This is a genomic window from Bradyrhizobium sp. NBAIM01, assembly GCF_020194115.1.
Classification (GTDB): Bacteria; Pseudomonadota; Alphaproteobacteria; order Rhizobiales; family Xanthobacteraceae; genus Bradyrhizobium; species Bradyrhizobium yuanmingense.
The window spans coordinates 93,572-114,881 of the sequence record NZ_JADYVU010000018.1 but is presented as its reverse complement, the minus strand read 5'-3'; the positions used below and the strand labels follow the sequence as shown (position 1 = coordinate 114,881).

18 protein-coding genes are annotated in these 21,310 nt (G+C 64.0%); 5 read left to right on the top strand and 13 right to left on the bottom strand.

Annotated features, from left to right (window positions below; translation table 11 throughout):
* Positions 1-332: 332 nt before the first annotated feature.
* Positions 333-1,868 carry a murein L,D-transpeptidase family protein gene (locus I6F31_RS32995; protein ID WP_225186803.1) on the top strand — a complete coding sequence of 512 codons (1,536 nt, stop codon included), beginning with the start codon at positions 333-335 and terminating at the stop codon, positions 1,866-1,868.
* Between the two features lie 20 nt (positions 1,869-1,888).
* Here I6F31_RS32995 and ligD read toward each other — a convergent pair whose 3' ends face one another.
* The 9 genes from ligD to I6F31_RS32950 all read right to left on the bottom strand — a co-directional run bounded on the left by ligD (position 1,889) and on the right by I6F31_RS32950 (position 11,518).
* The gene (gene ligD, locus I6F31_RS32990) at positions 1,889-3,706 is read right to left on the bottom strand and encodes a DNA ligase D (protein ID WP_225186802.1); all 1,818 of its coding nucleotides are present in this window, start codon (positions 3,704-3,706) and stop codon (positions 1,889-1,891) included.
* 111 nt (positions 3,707-3,817) lie between these two features.
* Complete coding sequence (locus I6F31_RS32985) at positions 3,818-4,513, bottom strand: ABC transporter ATP-binding protein (protein WP_225186801.1); 696 nt, start codon at positions 4,511-4,513, stop codon at positions 3,818-3,820.
* Positions 4,506-5,237 (bottom strand): ABC transporter ATP-binding protein, encoded by a 732-nt coding sequence (locus tag I6F31_RS32980; protein ID WP_036014683.1) that lies wholly within the window; start codon positions 5,235-5,237, stop codon positions 4,506-4,508. The genes I6F31_RS32985 and I6F31_RS32980 overlap by 8 nt, the downstream gene beginning before the upstream one ends.
* Complete coding sequence (locus I6F31_RS32975; RefSeq protein ID WP_225186800.1) at positions 5,227-6,330, bottom strand: branched-chain amino acid ABC transporter permease; 1,104 nt, start codon at positions 6,328-6,330, stop codon at positions 5,227-5,229. Before I6F31_RS32975 ends, I6F31_RS32980 begins: the two co-directional genes overlap by 11 nt.
* Before the next feature lie 79 nt (positions 6,331-6,409).
* A complete protein-coding gene (locus I6F31_RS32970; RefSeq protein ID WP_225145187.1) occupies positions 6,410-7,627 on the bottom strand; it encodes a substrate-binding protein in 1,218 nt (405 codons plus the stop codon).
* A 4-nt stretch (positions 7,628-7,631) separates the two neighbouring features.
* Positions 7,632-8,489, bottom strand: a complete 858-nt coding sequence (locus I6F31_RS32965; protein WP_025032673.1) for a branched-chain amino acid ABC transporter permease — start codon at positions 8,487-8,489, stop codon at positions 7,632-7,634.
* Between the two features lie 36 nt (positions 8,490-8,525).
* A complete protein-coding gene (locus I6F31_RS32960; RefSeq protein ID WP_036014727.1) occupies positions 8,526-10,040 on the bottom strand; it encodes an amidase in 1,515 nt (504 codons plus the stop codon).
* A 151-nt stretch (positions 10,041-10,191) separates the two neighbouring features.
* Positions 10,192-11,376, bottom strand: coding sequence for a substrate-binding domain-containing protein (locus tag I6F31_RS32955; protein ID WP_036026234.1), 1,185 nt, complete (start codon positions 11,374-11,376; stop codon positions 10,192-10,194).
* Positions 11,264-11,518 carry a hypothetical protein gene (locus tag I6F31_RS32950; RefSeq protein WP_162131185.1) on the bottom strand — a complete coding sequence of 85 codons (255 nt, stop codon included), beginning with the start codon at positions 11,516-11,518 and terminating at the stop codon, positions 11,264-11,266. Before I6F31_RS32950 ends, I6F31_RS32955 begins: the two co-directional genes overlap by 113 nt.
* A 37-nt stretch (positions 11,519-11,555) precedes the next feature.
* On the opposite strand from I6F31_RS32950, the gene I6F31_RS32945 reads away from it, so the two are divergent.
* Positions 11,556-11,999, top strand: a complete 444-nt coding sequence (locus I6F31_RS32945) for a MarR family transcriptional regulator (protein ID WP_025032676.1) — start codon at positions 11,556-11,558, stop codon at positions 11,997-11,999.
* Positions 12,000-12,085: 86 nt separating this feature from the next.
* Here the strand turns inward: I6F31_RS32945 and I6F31_RS32940 are convergent, their stop codons facing one another.
* Together I6F31_RS32940 and secA are read right to left on the bottom strand one after the other, a co-directional pair.
* Positions 12,086-12,490 carry a DUF6006 family protein gene (locus I6F31_RS32940; protein WP_074448072.1) on the bottom strand — a complete coding sequence of 135 codons (405 nt, stop codon included), beginning with the start codon at positions 12,488-12,490 and terminating at the stop codon, positions 12,086-12,088.
* A gap of 477 nt (positions 12,491-12,967) precedes the next feature.
* Positions 12,968-15,808 (bottom strand): preprotein translocase subunit SecA, encoded by a 2,841-nt coding sequence (gene secA / locus I6F31_RS32935; RefSeq protein WP_109141738.1) that lies wholly within the window; start codon positions 15,806-15,808, stop codon positions 12,968-12,970.
* A 352-nt stretch (positions 15,809-16,160) separates the two neighbouring features.
* On the opposite strand from secA, the gene I6F31_RS32930 reads away from it, so the two are divergent.
* Positions 16,161-17,075 carry a peptidylprolyl isomerase gene (locus I6F31_RS32930; RefSeq protein WP_225148475.1) on the top strand — a complete coding sequence of 305 codons (915 nt, stop codon included), beginning with the start codon at positions 16,161-16,163 and terminating at the stop codon, positions 17,073-17,075.
* 100 nt (positions 17,076-17,175) lie between these two features.
* Positions 17,176-18,417, top strand: a complete 1,242-nt coding sequence (gene argJ, locus I6F31_RS32925) for a bifunctional glutamate N-acetyltransferase/amino-acid acetyltransferase ArgJ (RefSeq protein ID WP_225148476.1) — start codon at positions 17,176-17,178, stop codon at positions 18,415-18,417.
* A gap of 40 nt (positions 18,418-18,457) precedes the next feature.
* Here the strand turns inward: argJ and I6F31_RS32920 are convergent, their stop codons facing one another.
* Positions 18,458-19,783, bottom strand: a complete 1,326-nt coding sequence (locus I6F31_RS32920) for a TadE/TadG family type IV pilus assembly protein (RefSeq protein WP_225148477.1) — start codon at positions 19,781-19,783, stop codon at positions 18,458-18,460.
* Positions 19,784-19,920: 137 nt separating this feature from the next.
* Between I6F31_RS32920 and I6F31_RS32915 the strand changes: the two genes are divergently transcribed.
* Positions 19,921-20,331 (top strand): (deoxy)nucleoside triphosphate pyrophosphohydrolase, encoded by a 411-nt coding sequence (locus tag I6F31_RS32915; RefSeq protein WP_036014656.1) that lies wholly within the window; start codon positions 19,921-19,923, stop codon positions 20,329-20,331.
* Between the two features lie 120 nt (positions 20,332-20,451).
* Here the strand turns inward: I6F31_RS32915 and I6F31_RS32910 are convergent, their stop codons facing one another.
* Positions 20,452-21,300 (bottom strand): methyltransferase domain-containing protein, encoded by an 849-nt coding sequence (locus tag I6F31_RS32910; protein WP_225148478.1) that lies wholly within the window; start codon positions 21,298-21,300, stop codon positions 20,452-20,454.
* Between the last annotated feature and the right edge of the window lie 10 nt (positions 21,301-21,310).

The following is a 21,310-nucleotide window of genomic DNA, read 5'->3' as shown; positions in this document are numbered from 1 at the left end:
CAAATCGGCGATCTGAGTCCCCTCGGCCCGAAAGCCCAAGTTCCGTCCCAAGTCGCGTCCATTTAGTCTTCGTTGACCATGCCACTGGGCCAACGCCCTCGTGATCCCCGCTCGGGTTGCGACCACATGACCCAGAGGTTAGAATTTTAATCAATGGCTTCAGGGCATAAGCGCTGGAGCGGGGTCTGACCGGGCCCGTCTCGGCGGGTCGGTTTACCGGTCGGATTGCGCTTCGGAATAATTGGGGTTCGCGCTTCAATGCCCGGCACGGTGTGGGGTCCATCTTGATTTCTCGTTCGCTTGCTCGCGCGCTCTTGGTTTCGGTTGCGCTGATGACGGCCGGCGGTCTGCTCGCCGGCTGCAACACCGATCAGGTCTCGCTTGCGACCAACGCCAAGGCCAATCAGCCGGTGCCGCCGAAGCTGATCGCCGCGATGGCCGAGAAGGACATGGACCTGCAATCGCCGATCCTGGTCCGCCTGTTCAAGCAGGAGGCCGAGTTCGAGGTCTGGAAGCAGACCCGCTCGGGCCAGTTCGCGCTGCTCAAGACCTATCCGATCTGCCGCTGGTCGGGCGATCTCGGCCCCAAGGTGCGCGAAGGCGACCGCCAGGCGCCGGAGGGATTCTACTCGATCAATCCGAGCCAGATGAATCCGCAATCGTCCTATTACCTCTCGTTCAACACCGGCTACCCGAACGCGTTCGACAAGGCGCTGGGCCGCACCGGCTCGCAGCTGATGGTGCATGGCGATTGTTCGTCGCGCGGCTGCTACGCGATGACGGACGAGCAGATCGCGGAGATTTATTCGCTCGGCCGCGAGTCCTTCTTCGGCGGCCAGAAGGCGTTCCAGCTGCAGGCCTATCCGTTCAAGATGACGCCGGTGAACATGGCCAGGCACCGGAACAATCCGAACATGCCGTTCTGGAAGATGATCAAAGAAGGCTATGATCATTTCGAGGTGACGCGGCAGGAGCCGAAGGTCGATTTCTGCGAGAAGAGATACGTGTTCGACGCCGCCAAGCCGGCGGACGCCAAGCGCGATCTGGTGTTCGACGCCTCCGCCAGATGTCCGGCCTATGTGATCCCCGAAGAGATCGCGAGCGCGGTCCGCGAGAAGCAGGCCAAGGACGAGACGGAATATGCAAGGCTCGTCGCCAAGGGCACGCCGGTGGCGCGGATGAACACCGGCATTGACGGCGGCATGCACAAGGTGTTCGCCGCCAAAATTCCGGAAGGCTCGACCGGCCTGTCCGAGAGTGCCGAAGGCACCACGCTGCAGATGCTGGCCATGGCGAAGGCGCCGGGCACGATCCCCGGCCACGTCAACCCGCCCAAGCCGAACCTCGATGCGGTGGCAAGTGCGCCGGCGCCGCGGGAAGAGCCGGTGGTCGCCGTCAGCGCGCCTGCCGCGAGCACCCGCGTTGCCGCGGCGTCGCCCGCTGCGAAATCTGAAAGCGGCGGCTTCTTCTCCAATCTCGGCCGCAAGATGGGGCTCGGCACCGCCGACACCACCGCGACCGCGACGCCTGCGCCGCAAGCCACCGCGTCCGTGGCCCCGGCCGCCCAGACGTCCACGACGCCGGCCACGGCCGCCTCGCGACTCAAGGCCGCCGTGACCCGCTTCGTGCCGGGACATGACAAGTCCAAGGATTCAGTCAAGGAGGCGGCGAAGGATACGCCGAAGCCGGCCGTAGCAGCCGCCAAGCCGGCCGAGCCGCCGAAGCCCGATACCCGCCTTGCCGCGACGCGTCCGGCGCTGAAGCCATCGGTGAGCGACGGCGCGGGCGATAGCACCCCGATGATATCAGGCGCCGCGCCGGTGGTGCAGTCGAACTCGTTCGACAGCCGCTTCTCGGCGGTGAAGTAGGCTAGCGCCCGAGCGCGCAATTATCGCTCTTTCCTCCGCACCGCACGGTAGGGACTGTGAATCGTGAACGCGTCGGGCACTATGCCGCTTTCGATCCGCTTCCATGTCACCTGTGCAGCAATGGGAAAGTTCTCGCGTGCCCGCGGCGAGAAGGTGCCGATCGCGGTGGTACCGCGGCCGTTGCGCAAATAGTCGAGAAAAATGCGGCCGCTGCGCCTGGCCTGGGCCGCGAGGACGTAGCGGTCGGGCCGACGCAATGCGAAATCGGCCACGAGACTGCGCGCCACGCGATGCGCCTGATCGTGCAGCATTGCCACCTCAAGCGGCGCCGTCAGATGAATGCCCTGGCCACCGGTCAACTTGGGCCAAGTCGCAAACCCCTCACGGCTCATTAGCGCGCGAAGTTCCAGGGCGGTCTCGATCACAGCATCCCATTCGACGCCCTCGCCGGGATCAAGGTCGATCACGATGCGATCGGCGTGCTCGAAATCCTCAACAGTCGAATTCCAGGGATGCAATTCGACTGCGCCGATCTCGACGAGTCCCAGGAAACCGTCAAGGCTGTCCACCCAAAGCCGCGTGCCTTCGCCGCCTTCGCGCTTTCGGATGCGTAGCTGGTGCACCGCTTGCGGAATGTCCTTCGGCAGCGGCCCCTTGTGATAGAACGTCGTGCCGTGCACGTGCCGCACCAGCTTGAGCGGTCGATGTCCTAGATGCAGCAGCGCCTTCTTCCAGACGCGCTTCCAGTAACGCGCGAGCTCTTCCTTGGACGGCACGATCGCATCGGGCAGCAGCTGCAGGATATTCTCTTTGGGAACGCCGAGCTTCGGCCGTCTGACCGATGAAGGCACCAACCGGGGCGCCCTGACCTTCCGCGGCGCAAGATCGTCGCGCAGGCCCTTGAATACGGCTTCACGCAGCAGGCCATCGTCGGTCAGGGCGCCATATTCCACCTCGGCATTCACCACGGGCTCAACCCATGTAGCCTTGGGCTTCTTTACCGGCAGATCGAGCGGAGAATCGCGCCGGATCAGTGGGTCAAGCCGTTCACGCAATTCACGCGCGGTCGCCTCGGTGTATCCGGTGCGGACCTTGCCGGCATAAAGCAGGCGCCCATCCTCGTGATGCCCGACGTAAAGCGAAGCCACCTTGCGCGGGTACGCGCCCAGCTTTTCGACGAATGCGACGATCGGAAACGTCTCGCTCTTCTTGCATTTCAGCTTGAGCCAGGCTTCCTGCCGTCCGGAGCGATAAGGAGCGTCCGCGCGCTTGGCGAGCAGCCCTTCGAGGCCAAGCCTGCAAGCATGGCGAAGGATTTGCTCGCCGTCGGCTTCGACGTGCTCGACGTAGATGAAAGTCTCGGGCGCTTCTTTCAGGAGCCGCTGCAGCAGCTGCTTGCGCTCGACAAAGCCGACGCCGCGCAAATCGTATCCGTCAAGATACAATAGATCGAACGCGTGATAGCGAATGCGGCGGCTCTGCTTGGCGCCGAGCTCGCGCCGCAGCTGCTGGAAGTCCGGCCGGCCATTACTGCCGTAGACAACGGCCTCGCCATCAATGATCGCACTCCCGGCTCTGAGCATTCGCGCGCCGGCTGCAATTGACGAGAACTGCTCGGTCCAATCGTATCCGGCGCGCGAATAGACCGTCGCCGCGCCCGCCTGCAGGTGAAGTTGCGCGCGATAGCCGTCGGCTTTTATCTCGAACACCCAGCCGCTGCCTTGCGGCGGGTTCTCGCGTAGCGTGGGATCGCATGGCACGATGTATGATGGAATCGGAATCTTCCGCGCGCCGGCTAGGCGCGATAGTCCCGACTGACGCAACGCAACGGCACACATGCGGGATTCAACGCGGCCCGACAGATTCGTTCCGATCTGAAATAAAATCGATGGAATGCCGCGAAGCTCTTGAACAACCCGAATATTTCGCCGTGCGAGGGGCGCCGCGCGCTAAGGCGCCAGATACCGCATCAGCTCCGGACTGCCTTTCACCTCGCCGGCGTCGCCCTGCAGCGCGACGCGGCCGCGGTCGAGCACATAGGCGTAGTCGGCGACTCGCAAAGCGAGGTCGAGGTGCTGCTCGACGATGATGACGGCGATGCTCTTGGCAAGCTCGATCAGGCGCTCGGTGATCTCCTCGATGACGCCGATCCAGACGCCCTCGGTGGGCTCATCCAGCAGCAGCAGTTTTGGATCCCCGAGCATGGCGCGGCCGATCGCGAGCATCTTGCGCTCGCCGCCGGAAAGCGTGCCGGCGGGCTGGTCGAGGCGCTGGCCGAGCTTTGGGAAGATCGCCAGCACGCGGTCGATGGCGGAGGAATCCTTCTTAGCCAGCGAGCCGACGGCGAGATTGTCGCGCACCGACAGGCGCGCGAACACCGAATGCTCCTGCGGCACGTAGCCGATGCCGGCGCGGACGCGCTCCTGGGTGGCGCGGCGACTGATGTCACGGCCGTCGAAGGCGACCTCGCCCTTCCATGCCGGCAGCTCGCCGACGATGGTCTTCATCAGCGTGGTCTTGCCGGCGCCGTTGCGGCCGAGCACGGCAACACCGCCGCGCCAGGGAATGCCGAGGCTGACGTCGAACAGGACCTGGCTGCGGCCGTAGCCGGCATCGAGATGCTTGATTTCCAAAAATTCAGGCACGGCGCAGATAGATCTCCTGGACGGATGTGTTGGCCTGGATCTCGGACACCGTGCCTGTTGCCAGCACCTTGCCCTGGTCGAGCACGGTGAGGCGATCGCAGATGTCGCGAATGAAATCGAGGTCGTGCTCGACGATGACCAGCGAGCAATGTTTTTTGATCGGCTGCAGCAGCTCGCCGGTGACGCGGCGCTCTTCCAGGCTCATGCCGCCGGTGGGCTCGTCGAGCAATAGGAGCTTCGGCTTGCCAGCGAGCGCCATCGCGATCTCCAGCCATTGCTGCTGGCCGTGCGACAGCGCAGCGGCCGCATCGAAGGCGCGGTCGGCGAGACGGAACTGCGTCAGCATGGACATGACCTGGTCGTGCAACGCACCGCGCGTGCGCGAGAACACGAGGTCGAACAGCGAGGACTGCGCCTGCAGCGCGAGCAGGATGTTGTCGTAGAGCGTGAGCGACGGCAGCACGGATGTGATCTGGAATTTCAGGCTCATGCCGGCGCGCGCACGTTCGGTCGGCGTGAACGCGGTGATGTCGGTGTTGACGAAGGAGACCTTGCCTTGGGTCGGCACTTCGGCGCCGGCGATGCACTTCATCAGCGTGCTCTTGCCCGAGCCGTTCGGGCCGATCAGGCCGTGAAACTCATTCTCGCCGACCGTGAGGGCTGCGCCGTCGAGCGCGGTGAGCTTGCCGAAGACCTTCTTGATGCCGGCCGCTTCAAGGAGCATTGCGCCTCTCCTTTTGCTTGGCACCAAAGCTGCCGACGCGTTCGCGCTCGCCGAGCACAAAACTGATCAGGCCGAGCGGCCGGAACAAGATCACGAGCAGGAGCAGCAGGCCGAGGATGATCGGCCAGATCTCGCGGTAATTGTCCGAGAGCCAGAAGCTGACGCCCTCGACGATGACAGCGCCGACGACGGCACCGATCAGCGTGCCGGAGCCGCCGAACAGCACATAGAGCACGACCTGGGTCGAAACCACGACGCCCACCATGTTGGGCCAGACGAAGCCTTCGTGGAAGGCATAGAGGCTGCCGGCGAGGCCTGCGACGGCGCCGCCGATGGTGAAGATGATGGCTTTGAGATGCTGCGCCTTGTAGCCGAAGAAGGCGATGCGCTGCTCGTTCTCGCGCAGGCCTGCGAGCGCAAGGCCGAATTGCGAGCGCACCAGGAAGCGGCAGAGCAGATAGACCACGACGAGGATGCCGAGCACGAGATAATAGAACGCTGGGCCTTCCGTGAAGTCGTATGACCCAAGCGACATCGGCGCGATCGAGGGGATGCCGTTCTGGCCGCCGAGATAGTACCAGCCGCGCGCGAGCCGATCGGCGGCGTAGGAGCCGGTCAGCGTGCCGAGCGAGACGAAGATCACGCTGGAGGGATGCCGTCCCAGCAGCAGGAAGCCGCCGAGCAGCAGCGCGAAGGTGAGGCCGATCAGCGTGCCTGCCGGCAACACCAGGAAGATGTTGGTGATGTCGAGGTCGCGCGCGAGCAGGGCGACGCCGTAACCGGCCGAGCCGAAGAACAGCGCCTGGCCGAAGCTCATGATGCCGGCATAGCCCCAGACCAGGTCGAAGGACAGCGCAAACAGCGCGAGGATGATCACGCGCGTCGCGAAGACCGTGAGATAGTCCTGCAGCACCAGCGGCGCGAGTAGCGCCGCGAGGAGCACGAGGCCCTCGATGACAGGCAGGATTTTTCGTCTTGCCTTGACCTCGTCATTGGCCCGTTTCGCCGCTGCGCCCTCAGCCATCGCACCGTCCACTTCGTCGTCCGGGTCGGCGACGATGGCCTCTCTTACCACACTCATCGGCTTCAGCATTCCGAGTTCAACATCGTCAGAGGCAGCCGTGTCAATCACGGCGGGGTCCACCTCTCCCCAAGAGGGGAGAGGCGAAGAATCAGCATTCCTTGGGATCGACGAGGCCGTTGCTGCGCCCGACGATCTCGTAGTTTCCGCTCTTGGCGACGGCGGTGTACATCTTCATCTTGCAATGCCGCTTGCCCGGCACCATCTCGGCGGGTCCGCCCGGACCTTCGGCGATCTTGGCATGGTCGAGCGCGGCGGCCACGGACTCGCGGTCGATCTTGCCGGCTTCCTTGACCGCGGCTTCCCACAGCTTGAGGCCGCGATAGGTGCCTGTGGCAGCGCTGCCGGCGGCGAACAGGAAGTTGCCCGGGAAATCCTTTTCATAGGCCGCCTGGATCTTGGCGTCGAACGGGTTCTCCTTGGTCAGCACCTTGAAATAGTCGAGGCAGCTGGCGAGGCCTTCGATCTCGGCGGCCTGGTTGATGTTGAGCGTGTTCTCGTCGTAGTAGACGCAGGCCAGACGCCCGCCGTTCTTGAGGAAGCCTGCTTCATAGAGCTGCTTGAAGAACGGGCCGACGCCGGGCGGGATGACGGTGTTGAAGACGACGTCGACCTTGTTGGAGATGATGCGGTTGACGGTCGCGGAGAAGTCGACCTGGTCGAGCGGGTAATATTCCTCGAACACGACCTCGCCGCCATTGGATTCGATCACCTTGCGGGCGTAGACGTTGAGCGTGTGCGGCCAGACATAATTGGCGCTGGGCAGCGCGAACTTCTTGCCGCCGTTCTTGATCAGCCAGGGAATGAACTCGTCGCATTGCTGCGCCGGCGTCGGGCCGGTGCAGAACAAATAGGGCGTGCACTCCTTGCCCTCGTAGAGCTGCGGATAGATGTAGAGGGTCTTGCCGCGCGCCACGATCGGGTCCTTGATCGCGTTGCGCATCGAGGAGGTGATGCCGCCGAGGACCATGTCGACCTTGTCGCGCTGGATCAGCTTGCGCACGTTGCCGACGGCGACGGATTCGTTGGATGCGGTATCCTCGATGTAGAGCTCGAGCGGACGGCCGAGCAGGCCGCCGGCTCCGTTGATCTCCTTGATGACCATCTTGGCGACGTTGGCATCGGCGTTGCCGGCGTACGCAATCGGGCCGGTGAGATCGGTGGCGATACCGACCTTGATCGGCGCCTCGGCCGCATTGGCCCAGGGCGCCGGGATCACCCAGCTGCCGACGCCGGTCGCGACCGCGCCGGAGGCGAAGGCGAAATTGGACAGGAAACGACGTCGCGTGAGCTGAGTACGATCGAGCATGTGATTAAACCCCTTTTCCAGCGATGAGACCTTGCGGACGGAATTTGATGAAGACGATGGCGAGCACGAAGACGAGGACGTCGGCAACGACGGGTGCCATCACCCAGGGCAGCGCCGCGCTCAGCGTGCCGATGACGCCGGCGCCCGCGACCGGGCCGATGAAGGAGCCGACCCCGCCGACCATGACCGCGACAAAGCCCTGGATCAGGAAGCGCAGGCCGAGATCGGCAAACAGGCTGAACACCGGCACGATCAGGGCGCCGGCTAGGCCGGCCAGCGCCGCACCGAAGGCAAAGGTGGCGCCGTAGATCAGCGGCGTAGAAATGCCCGACGCGCGCGCCAGCGACGGGTTCTCCAGGGTCGCCCGCACGCGCAGGCCGAAGCTGGTGCGCGACAGCAAGAGATAGCAGAGGCCCATCACCAGCAGCGTGATGACGATGATGGTGAAGCGCCACGCCGAGATGTGCATGGCGCCGATATCGATGGAGCCGCCGATCGGCTCCGGCACGGTGAGGTAGAAGCCGCCGATCAGCCCGCGAACGGCTTCGCGGATGATCAGTCCGAGCGCATAGGTGCCGAGCATGGCAACGATCGGCGCGGCGTAGAATCGCCGGATGATCAGCGCCTCCAGCACGAAGCCGAGCGCGCCGACGACGAAAGGCGCTGCAACCATGCCCGCCCAGATCGGCAGGCCCTTGGCATAAGCGAGATAGGTGATGTAGGCGCCGAGCAGGACGAACTCGCCCTGCGCGAAGTTGAAGATGCCCATCATGCTGGCGATGATCCCGAGCCCCAGCACGATCAGGACGATGATCGCGCCGAAGCTCAGGATCTCGAACGCCGCGACGAACGCGTTAGCCATGCGTTGCGTTTCCGCCGAGTTGAAGCAAAGGTTTCCTCACATCTTCTTCCAGTCGCCGATCTGCTCGAAGGCATGGGCGGCGCGGTAGATCGTGGATTCCTCGAACATGCGGCCGACCAGCATCAGGCCGACGGGCAGGCCGTCGACCATGCCGCAGGGCAGCGACATCGCCGGATGGTGGGTGATGTCGAACGGCGCGGTGTTGGAGATCATCTCGAGCGCGCGGGCGACATATTCCTCGCGGCTGGCATTGGGCTCCGGCAGCTTGGTCGCCTTCATCGGCGTCGTCGGCATCAGGAGCAGGTCGTAATCCCCAAACGCCTTGTCGTAGGCCGCGGTCAGCCGGCGCGAGATGTTGAGGGCCTTGCCGTAGAAGCGAGGGCCGAAATTGTTGTTGATGTAGGTGCCGAGCATCATGAACAGCTTCGTGGTCTCGGACAGCGAATCGGCCTGCCGACGCCAGCCGCGATGGAAATCCATCAGCGAGGTCGAATAGAGATCGCCGCGGCTGAGGCCGTAGCCGTCGCCGAACATCATGGTCTGGGTCAGGCCTTCCGTGCCGATCGGCGTCCAGATCGCCCCGCCCATCAGGTGCATCGGGATCGAGACGGTCTCGACCGTGGCGCCGAGATCCCTAAAGCGCTTTGCGGCCTCGCGCACGCTTTCATTCACCGCAGACTCGGCGGTCGGCTGTTCGAAACCCTCCTTGACGATGCCGATCTTCATGCCCTTGACGCCCTGGCCTAGCGCCTTGGTGTACTCCTCGACCTTCGGAGCCTTGATGCGCGGATCGTAGCCGTCGTCCCCGGCGAGCACCTCGAGCAGCAGCGCATTGTCTTCGACCGTTGCCGTCATCGGACCGGTGTGATCGACATAGATCTCGATCGGCATGATGCCGGTGTAGGGGACGAGGCCCCAGGTCGGCTTCATGCCGTAGATGCCGCAGAACGACGACGGCATGCGGATCGAGCCGCCCTGGTCGCCGCCAATGGCCATGTCGACCTCGCCGAGCGCGACCACGACGCCCGATCCCGACGACGAGCCGCCGGCCGAGTAGCCCATCTTGTGCGGATTATGCACCGGCCCGTAGGAGCCGGTGTGGCTGCCGCCGGACAGGCAGAAATGCTCGCAATGCACCTTGCCCTTGATCTCGGCGCCGGCATCCAGCATGCGCGTGACGATGGTGGCGTCGAAATCGGGCACATAGCCTTCCAAGGTCGACGAGCCGTTGGTCATGGGCACGCCGGCCAGCATGATGTTGTCCTTCAGCGCGATGGTCTTGCCCTTGAGCTTGCCGCTAGCGGCGCCCTTCACTGTCGACTTGCGATACCAGGCATTGCGCGGGTTCTCCTCCGCCGAGGGCCGATAGCCCGGCGTGCGCGGATATTTCACTTCGGGCAATTCGTCCGGCATCGCGGCAACGAGATTGTAGGCTTCGATCGAGCCCTGCATGAGACCGCGGAACGAGGCGACGTCGTCATCGGTGAGCGAAAGACCGCATTGCTCGGCGACACTGCGAAGTTGGGCTGGCGTGGGAAGGGCAACTGTCACGGCGCTCTCCTTGAAGTTCTTTGCAACGTTGGGCGTGGCCGCCCCGGCGCGACGCACGCACCCGCGGCCTCGCCGAAACATTCAAAACGGAAATATTTTCCTTTTCAAGTATTATTTTGCAAATGCGCCGGCCGGTCTAGCCGCGAGGCGGTCAGAGCGGCTTGATCAGCTTGAAATCGAGACCGTCGGCCTCGGCGAGATGCATCGGCATCCGCACGTGCCCGTTGCAGACGGTAACCCGACCGCGGGCGCCGCTGTAGACGATGTTGCGGCCGGCCGCGAGCAGCGGCCGCATCGCCAGCGAACCAGCCTTGTTCGCAACGGCTTCGAGGAAGCGCAGGCCTTCGTAACTCGATTGCCCCACCGAGCCGATCGGCGGCGCATTCGGCCCGAACATCGCGTGATAACGGCTCTGGAAGTCGTCATTGGCGCGCGCGCCGGTGCCGGTGAAGTAGCCGGAAGCGCAGAACATGTTCTCGCTGTTGTCGGCGCCGATGCCGAGTAGCACGGTATCGTCCATCGCGCCCGCGAGCCGCAGCGTCGTGGCGCCTAGCCCACATTCGCCGAAGGCCCGGTTGAAGGTGATGCTGTCGGTACCGATCAGCGAGATCAACACGACATCGGGCTTGGCGGCGCGGATCCGCGCCAGATGCGGCCCGTGATTGTCTTCGCCGAGCGGGACGAACTCTTCGCCGACGACGCGGCCGCCGGTTTCCTTGATGTAGTTCTTCACCGCGCGATGCGATTGCCAGGGCCAAACGTAGTCGCTGCCGATCAGGTACCAGCGTTTGGCCTTCTTGACGTCCGCGAGCCAATGGATGGCGGGGCGGCTCTGCCAGCGCGGCGTCTCGCCGATCGCCATCACGCCGGGCGTGCGCTCGCCGCCCTCGTAGACCGGCGTGTAGATATAGGGAATGCGGTGGCGTGTGGTGACGTCGCGGAGGCCCACGCGAACCGCGCTGGTGTGCAATCCGACGATCAGATCGACCTCGTCGAATGCGATTGCCTGCTCGGCGCGGTCCAGAACCTCATCCAGCGGCCCGCCGGCATCGTAGATCGACAGCTCGAGCTCGCGGCCGAGAATGCCGCCGCGCTTGTTGATCTCGGCGACGGCAAGCTGCGCGCTGTTCGTGGCACACGGGCCCCACACGCCAGGCGAGCCGGTGCAGCAGATGAAGCCGCCGACGCGCAGCTTGTTGACGCCGCGGCGCTTGAACAAGGCGTCACCGTGCGGCGACAAGGCACCGCCAGCTGCCGAAGACGACAGATTCCTGAACAGCAAGGACGGCGGTAACGCCGAGCCGCCGTGAGCCGGGAAGTTCACCGTCGCGCGCACGCCAACTCCTGTCTGAGGCCAGACCTGAAAGCACATTGAGCAGGCGGCCGCGGCTTCCGCCCTTTTGTTGGGCAATGATCTTATTTTGAAAATATTGAATATTCAAGAATTGAAGTGCATATAGATGCAGCATCGATTGCAAGACATTCACTCATTTGGGTCAAGGCGAAGTCTCAGCCGTGGCAAAACCGCCGAAACAAAATTCCCCAATCACCGAACACCTCGCTTACCTGCTCGCGCAAGCCAACCGGGAAATCAACCGGCAGCTCGAACTGAGGTTGAGCAAGGAGGGCGTGCCGGTCGAGCAATGGCGCATCCTGAAAGTGCTGTCGGACGGCGAGGGCCATTCGATGGGCGAGCTCGCGGACGCCGTGCTGCTCAACCATCCGACGCTCACGAAGATGATCGACCGCATGGTCTCCGACACGCTGGTCTACCGCGTGCAGGACCCGAACGACCGCCGCAAGGTGCTGATGTTCATCTCCGACCGCGGCAAGGTGCTGTGCAAGAAGCTCAACTCGCTCGCGGTCGACCAGGAGGAGCACATCCTGGAGAGCTACGGCGACAAGTCGACGAGCGAGCTCAAGCGGCTGCTGGAGAGCTTGATCGACAGCTCGAATTAGACCTCGTGAAGTGGAGCGTGGCGCCTTGCGAAGCGCACACACACATCTGCCGTTTCAATGCATAGCCAGAGGAAAGCACTCGCGCATCATCGCCAGCACGAGAGGCGATAGCGTTGGCCATTCCATGTCGTCCAGCCCACGGCCTTGTTGCTGACCGGCTTGGCTAGATACCATTTGTTGCCGTCGGCATGGTTGAAGTACACGCCGCCCTGGGTTCCGGTGCGTGGATTTGTCAACTTCACCCATCGCGAGCCATTATCTGAGAAGCGGCCTGACCAGCGTGCTCCCGAAGTGCTGGTGCAAGTGTTGCCGTTGCAGGTTGTCTGACTGTCATCGACGGCGGCCCATTTCATCCGGGCCGGGCGGCCGTCGATGTTGCACGACCATGTTCCGCCCCACCATCCGCCCACTTGGCTCGCAGGGGCGGAACCGCAGGCGTAAAAACTCAGGGCAAGGACACAAAAGGCGGTTGGCAGCGCGCGTTTGGACATTGTCTGGCTCCCAATTTTCAGGCCACGTCTCGTGATTCAATCAAACCACGGATTGAGCTCTGTAGCGGTGATCCAGATCACAATGAGCAGTGGTAAAAAATTGGATGGTCTACCCGAGGGCGTTCGCCGAGACTCGATGCCGCGCTTTGACCATTGGCTCTCCGGGTGAAGAGTTCTTCAGCGACGCAGCCGCGCGAGCGAGTGGCCGCCGGCCATCTGCAGAAGCAGCAGCACTCCGGAGTGATCACAGGAACAGGCGCTGAGGCGGGTTGCCAGATGACTGAAGCGTGCTCAGCCGCGCGTGACGGATAAAGGACCGTCTGACAATTGTGCGCCAGCCATCCTCAATGGCGTGCGCCTACCATTCGTTATGCAACGGAAGACCAGCAGGCATCATATGGATCGAAAGCATTCGACGCCTGGCGAACTCGTGGGCCAAGACAACACCGCGAGTTCGCTGGGTTTTGAGGTCATCGATCAAGCATACCGCCCGTGGCAGTGCTTGTACTTCTTGCCACTACCGCACGGGCAGTCCTCGTTGCGGCCGACCTTGCCCCAGCTCGTCGGGTTCTTCGGGTCGCGCAACGCCGCGTCGGTGGATTGGGCGCCGAGGGTGACGCTGGCGAGAGCCATCTCGTCCTCGCCGGTGTTCGGATCGAACTTGTGCGCCTCCATCGGCGGCAGGACGGGGGCCTCCTGCTCCGGCGGGACGATCTCGACGCGCATCAGCTGCGCCGTGACGGCCTCGCGCAAGTGAGCGCTCATCTCCTGGAAGAGATTGAAGGCTTCGGTCTTGTACTCCTGCAACGGATCGCGCTGGCCGTAGCCGCGCAGACCGATGACCTGGCGCAGATGGTCGAGCATGATCAGGTGCTCGCGCCAGAGATGGTCGAGCGTCTGCAAGAGGATGGTCTTCTCGACGTAACGCATCACGTCGGGACCCCATTGCGCGACCTTGGCCGCCATGTGTTCGTCGGCCTTGGTCTCGATGCGAGTCAGCAGCTCCTCGTCGGCGATGCCCTCTTCCTTGGCCCATTCGTCGACCGGCAGGTCGAGATCGAGCACGCGCTTCAATTCGTCCTTGAGCCCGGCGACGTCCCACTGCTCGGCATAGGCATGCTCGGGCACGTGCTTGGCGACGAGGTCGTCGATGAAGGCGTGGCGCATGTCGGCGACGGTCTCGGCGACGCTCTCGTCCTTCATCAGCTCGACGCGCTGGTCGAAGATCACCTTGCGCTGGTCGTTCTGGACGTTGTCGAACTTGAGCAGGTTCTTGCGGATGTCGAAGTTGCGCGCCTCGACCTTCTGCTGCGCCTTCTCCAGCGCCTTGTTGATCCAGGGATGGATGATGGCCTCGCCCTCTTGCAGGCCGAGACGCTGCAGCATGCTGTCGAGACGGTCCGAGCCGAAGATGCGCATCAGGTCGTCTTCCAGCGACAGGAAGAACTTCGAGCGGCCGGGATCGCCCTGACGGCCGGAACGGCCGCGCAGCTGGTTGTCGATGCGGCGGGACTCGTGGCGCTCGGAGCCGATGATGTAGAGGCCGCCGGGCTTCTTCACGGTCTTGGCAGGCTTGCTTCCCTTGGCCGGCTCGACCTCGACGGTCTCCTCGGCCTTCAGCACGATGTCGCGGAAGTGCTCGATATCGGCCTTGATCTGCTCGATCTTCTTGGCCTTCTCGGCCTCGTCGGTGATATCAGCAGTCTCCTGCTGGATGCGCATCTCCAGCGAGCCGCCGAGCTTGATGTCGGTGCCGCGGCCGGCCATGTTAGTGGCGATCGTGATCGCGCCCGGCACGCCGGCTTCGGCGACGATGTAGGCTTCCTGCTCGTGGAAGCGCGCGTTCAGCACCGCGAACAGTTTCGCCGGCTTGCCGGCGCGGGCGGCGGCATAGAGCTTGTCGAGCGCGCCCTCCTTGCCGAAATCGATCTGCTTGTAGCCGTTCTTCTTGAGGAATTCGGCGAGCACCTCCGACTTCTCGATCGAGGCGGTACCGACCAGCACCGGCTGCAGGCGCGCATTGGCGCGCTCGATCTCGGCGAGGATGGCCTGATATTTTTCCTTCTGGGTCCGATAGACCTCGTCGTCCTCGTCGAGGCGCGCGATCGACAGATTGGTCGGGATCTCCACGACCTCGAGCTTGTAGATGTCGAACAATTCGTCCGCTTCGGTCGCGGCGGTGCCGGTCATGCCCGCCAGCTTCTCGTACATGCGGAAGTAGTTCTGGAAGGTGATCGAGGCCAGCGTCTGGTTCTCGGGCTGGACCTGGACGTGCTCCTTGGCCTCCAGCGCCTGATGCAGGCCTTCCGAATAGCGGCGGCCCGGCATCATGCGGCCGGTGAACTCGTCGATGATGACGACTTCGCCGTCGCGGACGATGTAGTCCTTGTCGCGCGTGAACAGCGTGTGAGCGCGCAGGGCCTGGTTGATGTGGTGCACGACGGAGACGTTCTCGACGTCGTAGAGCGACTCGCCCTTGAGCTGGCCGGCATCGCGCAGCAGCGTCTCGATCTTCTCCATGCCGCCTTCGGTCAGCGTCACCGTGCGCTGCTTCTCGTCGACCTCGTAGTCGGTCTTGTCGAGCCTCGGCAGGAAGCCGTCGATGGTGTTGTAGAAGTCGGAGCGGTCGTCGAGCGGGCCGGAGATGATCAGCGGCGTGCGCGCTTCGTCGATCAGAATGGAGTCGACCTCGTCGACGATGGCGAAGAAGTGCGGCCGCTGGACCATGTCCTCGAGCCGGTACTTCATGTTGTCGCGGAGATAGTCGAAGCCGTATTCGTTGTTGGTGCCGTAGGTGATGTCGCAGGCATAGGCCGCCTTGCGCTCGGCATCGTCGAGACCGTGCACGATCACGCCGGTGGTCATGCCGAGGAAGCCGTAGATCTGGCCCATCCAGCCGGAGTCGCGGCGGGCGAGGTAGTCGTTGACCGTGACGACGTGGACGCCTTTGCCGGCGAGCGCGTTCAGATACACCGCAAGCGTCGCGACCAGCGTCTTGCCTTCGCCGGTCTTCATCTCGGCGATGTCGCCCTCGTGCAGCACCATGCCGCCGATCAGCTGGACGTCGAAATGGCGCTGGCCGAGCGTGCGCTTGGCGGCCTCGCGCACGGTGGCGAAGGCCGGGACGAGGAGATCGTCCAGCGTCTTGCCGTTCGCGAGCTGCTGCTTGAATTCCGCGGTGCGGGCCTTGAGCGCCTCGTCGGAGAGCTTCGAGACCTCGGGCTCCAGCGCATTGATCGCGTTGACGCGGGACTGATATCCCTTCACCCGCCGGTCGTTGGCGGAGCCGAAAAACTTGCGGGCGAGCGCGCCGATCATGCCAGGTTCCTGTGTTCGCGATTCAACCGCGTTGGGCCTAAGAAGTTGTCACCCGCCCGCCTATCAACTCACCGTGACGCTTCGCGGCGTCAGAGCCCGGACTGCGGGGGACATCCGCCATATGGGTGGGAATTGGGCAAGTCTGGGTTCAACGGCCAAAAACGCAGCAAAATAAACGCCATCGCCATGGTCGCGACCGCGCAGAGATATGGCCCGGTCGGGGCCTTGTCAACGGCGGGCGCAGTGCGGCTAATTCATCATTTTGACAGACTTTTCGCGTTGCCAAGCCCCCCTGATTGGGCGAGTGTCCGCCCCGCTCGAGCAGCCCCCTGCTTCAACATAAGGATTTTCCATGACCACCTCGTTCCCGGCAACCCAGCGCTTCCGCTCCGCGTCCGCCCTGGCTGGCAGCCTCGCTCTGGCGCTGTCCCTGGCGTTTGCGGGCCCGCTCCGGGCCGCCGATGATCCGGTGCTGGCGAAGGTCAATGGCGCGGAAATCAAGAAGAGCGACGTCACCATGGCCGAGGAGGAACTCGGGCCGAGCCTTGCCCAGATGGACCCGGCGACCAAGGACGAGAACGTCCTGTCGTTCCTGATCGACATGAAGATCGTCAGCAAGGCTGCCGAAGACAAGAAGATCGCCGACGGCGAGGAGTTCAAGAAGCGCCTGGCATTCGCCCGCAACCGGCTTCTGATGGACAGCCTGCTCGCCAGCGAGGGCAAGGCCGCGACCACGCCGGACGCCATGAAGAAGGTCTATGAGGAGGCCGCCAAGCAGATCACCGGCGAGCAGGAGGTGCGCGCCCGCCACATCCTGGTCGAAACCGAGGACGAGGCCAAGGCGGTGAAGGCCGAGCTCGGGAAGGGGGCCGATTTCGCCGAGCTCGCCAAGAAGAAGTCCAAGGACCCCGGCTCCGCCGATGGCGGCGACCTCGGCTTCTTCACCAAGGAGCAGATGGTGCCGGAATTCTCGGCCGTGGCCTTCTCGCTGGAGCCCGGCAAGATCTCCGACCCCGTGAAGTCGCAGTTCGGCTGGCACATCATCAAGGTCGAGGAAAAGCGCAACCGCAAGGCGCCCGATTTCGAGCAGGTCAAGGCCCAGATCGAGCAGTACGTGACCCGCAAGGCCCAGGCCGAGTATGTCGCCAAGCTGCGTACCGAAGCCAAGGTCGAGCGGCTGGACCAGCCGGCGGCGGATGCGTCGAAGGACGCCAAGCCGGATGCGAAGCCGTCCGACAGCAAGATGGCGCCGCCGGCGAAGAAGTAAGAATTCGCTGTCACTTCGCGGACGCCAAGTATATCTAACGTCGCAATGGCCGGGGCTCCCCCGGCCATCTGCATGTCCAGACCCTACCAAGGCGCCCGCGATGTCCTCCTCCGTCTCTCCGCTCGCCCCCAAAACCGTCCCTGATATGCCCGTGATCGCGGGCATCCGTCTGGCGACGGCTGAAGCCGGCATCCGCTACAAGAACCGTACCGACCTGCTGCTCGCGGTGATGGACAAGGGCACTGCCGTCGCCGGCGTCTTCACCAGGTCGAAGTGTCCCTCGGCCCCGGTGGAATGGTGCCGCGCCAAGCTGAAGGGCGGCAAGGCGCGCGCGCTGGTGGTCAATTCCGGCAATGCCAACGCCTTCACCGGCAAGACCGGCCGCGCCTCCACCGCGCTGACGGCGAAGATCGCGGCCAAGGCGGTCGGCTGCAGCGAGAGCGAGATCTTCCTGGCCTCGACCGGGGTGATCGGCGAGCCGCTGGATGCCACCAAGTTCGACGGCGTGCTCGGCCGCCTCGCCGAAGCCGCCGAGCCCGGCGATTACCTCGCCGCGGCCAAGGCGATCATGACCACCGACACCTTCCCGAAAGTGGCGACCGCGACAGTCAAGCTCGGCAAGGCCAAGGTCACCATCAACGGCATGGCCAAGGGCGCCGGCATGATCGCGCCCGACATGGCGACGATGCTGTCCTTCATCTTCACTGACGCGCCGATCGCGCCCGCCGCGCTGCAGGCGCTGCTCAAGAGCGGCGTCGAGGACACGTTCAACGCCGTGACCATCGACGGCGACACCTCGACCTCCGACACGCTGCTGGCGTTTGCGACCGGCGCCGCCGCCGAGCACGGCGCGCCGAAGATCAGCCGCGCCAGCGACCCGCGCCTGAAGGCCTTCGTCAAGGCGTTCAACCAGGTGCTCGCCAATCTCGCCGAGCAGGTCGCCCGCGACGGCGAAGGCGCGCGCAAGCTGGTCGAGATCACCGTCGAGGGCGCCAAGACCAAGGCCTCCGCCCGCAAGATCGCGATGTCGATCGCGAACTCACCGCTGGTGAAGACCGCGATCGCGGGCGAAGACGCAAATTGGGGCCGCGTGGTGATGGCGGTCGGCAAGGCCGGCGAGCCGGCCGATCGCGACAAGCTGTCGATCTCGTTCAACGGCATCCGCGTCGCCAAGCGCGGCGCGCGCGATCCCGATTATGACGAAGCGCAGGTGTCGGAAGCGATGAAGGCGCCGGAGATCGCGATTCTGGTCTCGCTCGGCCTTGGCAAAGGCCGCGACCGCGTCATGACCTGCGACCTCACCAAGGAATATGTGGCGATCAACGGGGACTACAGGTCGTAGGCCTTCCTCTCCCCGTTCTTACGGGGAGAGGTGAGCGCCATCATCCGGAGATCCGCGCGTCCGCGACCGCCTTCTTGAACAGCGCGTTCATGGCGTCCGCGATGCCTTGCGTCGGGCTGACCTCGAAATACAGGCCCGGCGAAGCGCAGCTCTGCATGTTCTGTGCGATCTGGCTGTTCGGCGACGGGCCATAGGGGCCGGCATTGAACGGATCGATCCACTTCATGTACCAGGGGTTGGTCGGCAGCGCGAGATACGTCGTATACAACACCGCGACCTTGACGCCGCGATCCTTCATCGTCTTGCAAAGCGCAGGGTTGAGCGGCGACTGGCACCGCGTGCTGCCCGAGAGCGGTTTCAGGCATCCGGTGTTGCTCTCATCGGCCACGCCGTCGGACACGAAGAACAGATACTTGAGCGGACTGGCCGACGTGCCGCTTCCGGGGGAGCTGATCTCGCCGTTGATCGCGGGAAAGACCGCGGTGAATGGGGTATCTTGATCGTGATTCTCGTTCTGGCCGTTCACCGACATCAAGTCGATCTTGCCGGCCGCCGCCTTGGCGCTGGAGAGAGAGGCCGACAACGAAAACAGACTGCGCAGGCCGAGCGAACTTGCAGAGCCGCCGAAATCATAGATCGCCATTCTGAACTGGTTTGAATAGGTCTCGGTGGCGTTTGCCGTATCCATCAAGGACTCGGTGGCGCTCCGAAGCACGTCGATCCGGGTGGTCACGCCAAGCTTCTTGGCAAGGTCGTAATAGTTGTTCTTGTCCTTGAGATCGTGGCAGGCGAAAGCGCACTTGTCCGACGTGTTGTTGACCATCTTCTGCACGTCGGCCGGGGTCGCACCGACGCCCATCGACGGCGAATTGTCCAGCAGCAGGTAGAAATCGATATAGAGCGGCATGCTGGCCGTCGCCTTCGACGTGCCGCTCAACGTCAGCACCGACTTGCCGATCACGCCGAGGAACATGGTGTTCAAAGTTGCGTTGAACGAAACCGTCGCGGTGACGGTCGAGCCGGACTTGACCACGGTCGGCGTGAGGCCGGTCAGCGTGTAGCCGGACTGACTGGCGCGATTGGCATTAAAAATGTTCGTGGCGTCCGTGATGCCGACCGAAATCGAGCCGTCCGCAGTCATGTTGCCGGCGGCCTTGAAGGCGGGCGAAGCCTTGGCGATCGAACCGACACTGGCGGCATCCGCCGCGGCCTGAAGCTTGGACCGGATCATCGTCGCGCGCGAATAGTCGATGGCGCAGCCGACCGCACTGATCAGGGGAACGCAGGCGAGCGCGAAAATCACCGCGATATTGCCGCTCCGGTCGTGGACGAACCGGCGGACGAGAACCGAAGGCGCAGCGCGCATGAGGTGGCCTGGAGTGGTTTAAAGAGTTCCCACTCTAGGAACTGCGGATTAAATATGACTTATGGTGACCTTGGAAACGTAGACTGCAACGAGGTTAACAAACCGTTGCAAACGATCTCAGCGAGCGACAGACGCGCATGGCCGATCTCAAACTGACACTGGTGGTGGCCTGCGCGCTCGTCGACGCCGACAAACGCGTCCTGATCGCGCAGCGCCCGGAAGGAAAGGCCCTGGCCGGCCTGTGGGAATTCCCCGGCGGCAAGCTCGAGCCGGGCGAGCGGCCGGAGCAGAGCCTGATCCGGGAGCTTCATGAGGAGCTCGGCATCAACGTCGCCGAGCCGTGCCTCGCGCCGCTGACCTTCGCCAGCTACGGTTACGAGACCTTCCATCTGCTGATGCCGCTCTATATCTGCCGGCGCTGGGAGGGGTTGGTCACCGCACGCGAGGGCCAGAACCTTGCCTGGGTCCGCGCCAACAAGCTGCGCGATTACCCGATGCCGCCCGCGGACATTCCGCTGATCCCGCATCTGATCGATTTGTTGATGTGAGGTCGAAGGGTACCGCTCTCTGGCGTCATGCCCGGGCTTGTCCCGGGCATCCACGGCCTTCGTGCCAGCCTGAAAGACGTGGATGGCCGGGACAAGCCCGGCCATGACGGAAGAGAAAGATCACTCCTTCCCCGCCTTCTTCACCGCCTCCGCCAGGCTCGCTTTCGCCGACCCCGGCTTCAGCGGCTGCTGCTGGCTCGCATGCGGGGCCCAGCCCGAGAGCCAGACGATGTCGAAGGTCGCACGGATGCGGCCGTCGGCATCGGCAAAACGCTCGGCGTAGATCTCGGCCATGCGCAGCAGCGTCGCGCGCCGGCTCGGTGTGCGGCGCCGCTCGATCAGCACATTTGCCGCACCCATGCGGCGGAGATCCTGCATCAAGGCGAACGCATTGGCATAGCGCACCACGACACGGTCGACGTCGGTCACCGGCAGCGCAAAGCCTGCCCGCTGCAATAGCGCACCGATGTCGCGAAGGTCAGCGAACGGCGCCACGCGCGGCGACACACCGCCCTCGCATTCGGCTTCCGCCGCGGCAAACGCCTGCCGCAGCTCGGTGAGGCTGTCGCCGCCGATCATGGCAGCAAGCAGCAGCCCGTCCGGCTTGAGTGCCCGGCGGATTTGCGCGAGCACACCCGGCAGGTCGTTGACGTATTGCAGCGCCAGCGCCGAGACGACGAGATCGAGGCTCTCAGGCGCGAGGGGCAACTTCTCCGCGCCGGCCGCGTCGAGCGCGATGTGTTCGATGGAGGGAAGCCGCGTGCGCAACGCCGCCAGTCCCGCGCCGGGCGTCCAGAGGTCGGCGGGAGCTTGAAACTCCCGCATCACCGCTGCCAAGCGGTCGGACATGTCCTCGGCGACCCGCTCGAGCAGGAATGTGACCGCGCCTTGGGCCTGGGCGCGCTGCTGCCGCCTCTGCAGCAAGGCACGATCAAACAAGGCGGGCGGGATTTGAGCGGTCCGGACCATGCCGCTGGTT

Bases quoted from the DNA above. Each gene is read 5' to 3' on its own strand.
- I6F31_RS32995 (WP_225186803.1), top strand. From the start codon at position 333: ATGACGGCCGGCGGTCTGCTCGCCGGCTGCAACACCGATCAGGTCTCG.
- ligD (WP_225186802.1), bottom strand. From the start codon at position 3,706: ATGTGTGCCGTTGCGTTGCGTCAGTCGGGACTATCGCGCCTAGCCGGC.
- I6F31_RS32980 (WP_036014683.1), bottom strand. From the start codon at position 5,237: ATGCTCCTTGAAGCGGCCGGCATCAAGAAGGTCTTCGGCAAGCTCACC.
- I6F31_RS32975 (WP_225186800.1), bottom strand. From the start codon at position 6,330: ATGCTGAAGCCGATGAGTGTGGTAAGAGAGGCCATCGTCGCCGACCCG.
- I6F31_RS32970 (WP_225145187.1), bottom strand. From the start codon at position 7,627: ATGCTCGATCGTACTCAGCTCACGCGACGTCGTTTCCTGTCCAATTTC.
- I6F31_RS32965 (WP_025032673.1), bottom strand. From the start codon at position 8,489: ATGGCTAACGCGTTCGTCGCGGCGTTCGAGATCCTGAGCTTCGGCGCG.
- I6F31_RS32940 (WP_074448072.1), bottom strand. From the start codon at position 12,490: ATGTCCAAACGCGCGCTGCCAACCGCCTTTTGTGTCCTTGCCCTGAGT.
- secA (WP_109141738.1), bottom strand. From the start codon at position 15,808: ATGATCGGCGCGCTCGCCCGCAAGTTTTTCGGCTCCGCCAACGACCGG.
- I6F31_RS32930 (WP_225148475.1), top strand. From the start codon at position 16,161: ATGACCACCTCGTTCCCGGCAACCCAGCGCTTCCGCTCCGCGTCCGCC.
- argJ (WP_225148476.1), top strand. From the start codon at position 17,176: ATGTCCTCCTCCGTCTCTCCGCTCGCCCCCAAAACCGTCCCTGATATG.
- I6F31_RS32920 (WP_225148477.1), bottom strand. From the start codon at position 19,783: ATGCGCGCTGCGCCTTCGGTTCTCGTCCGCCGGTTCGTCCACGACCGG.
- I6F31_RS32915 (WP_036014656.1), top strand. From the start codon at position 19,921: ATGGCCGATCTCAAACTGACACTGGTGGTGGCCTGCGCGCTCGTCGAC.
- I6F31_RS32910 (WP_225148478.1), bottom strand. From the start codon at position 21,300: ATGGTCCGGACCGCTCAAATCCCGCCCGCCTTGTTTGATCGTGCCTTG.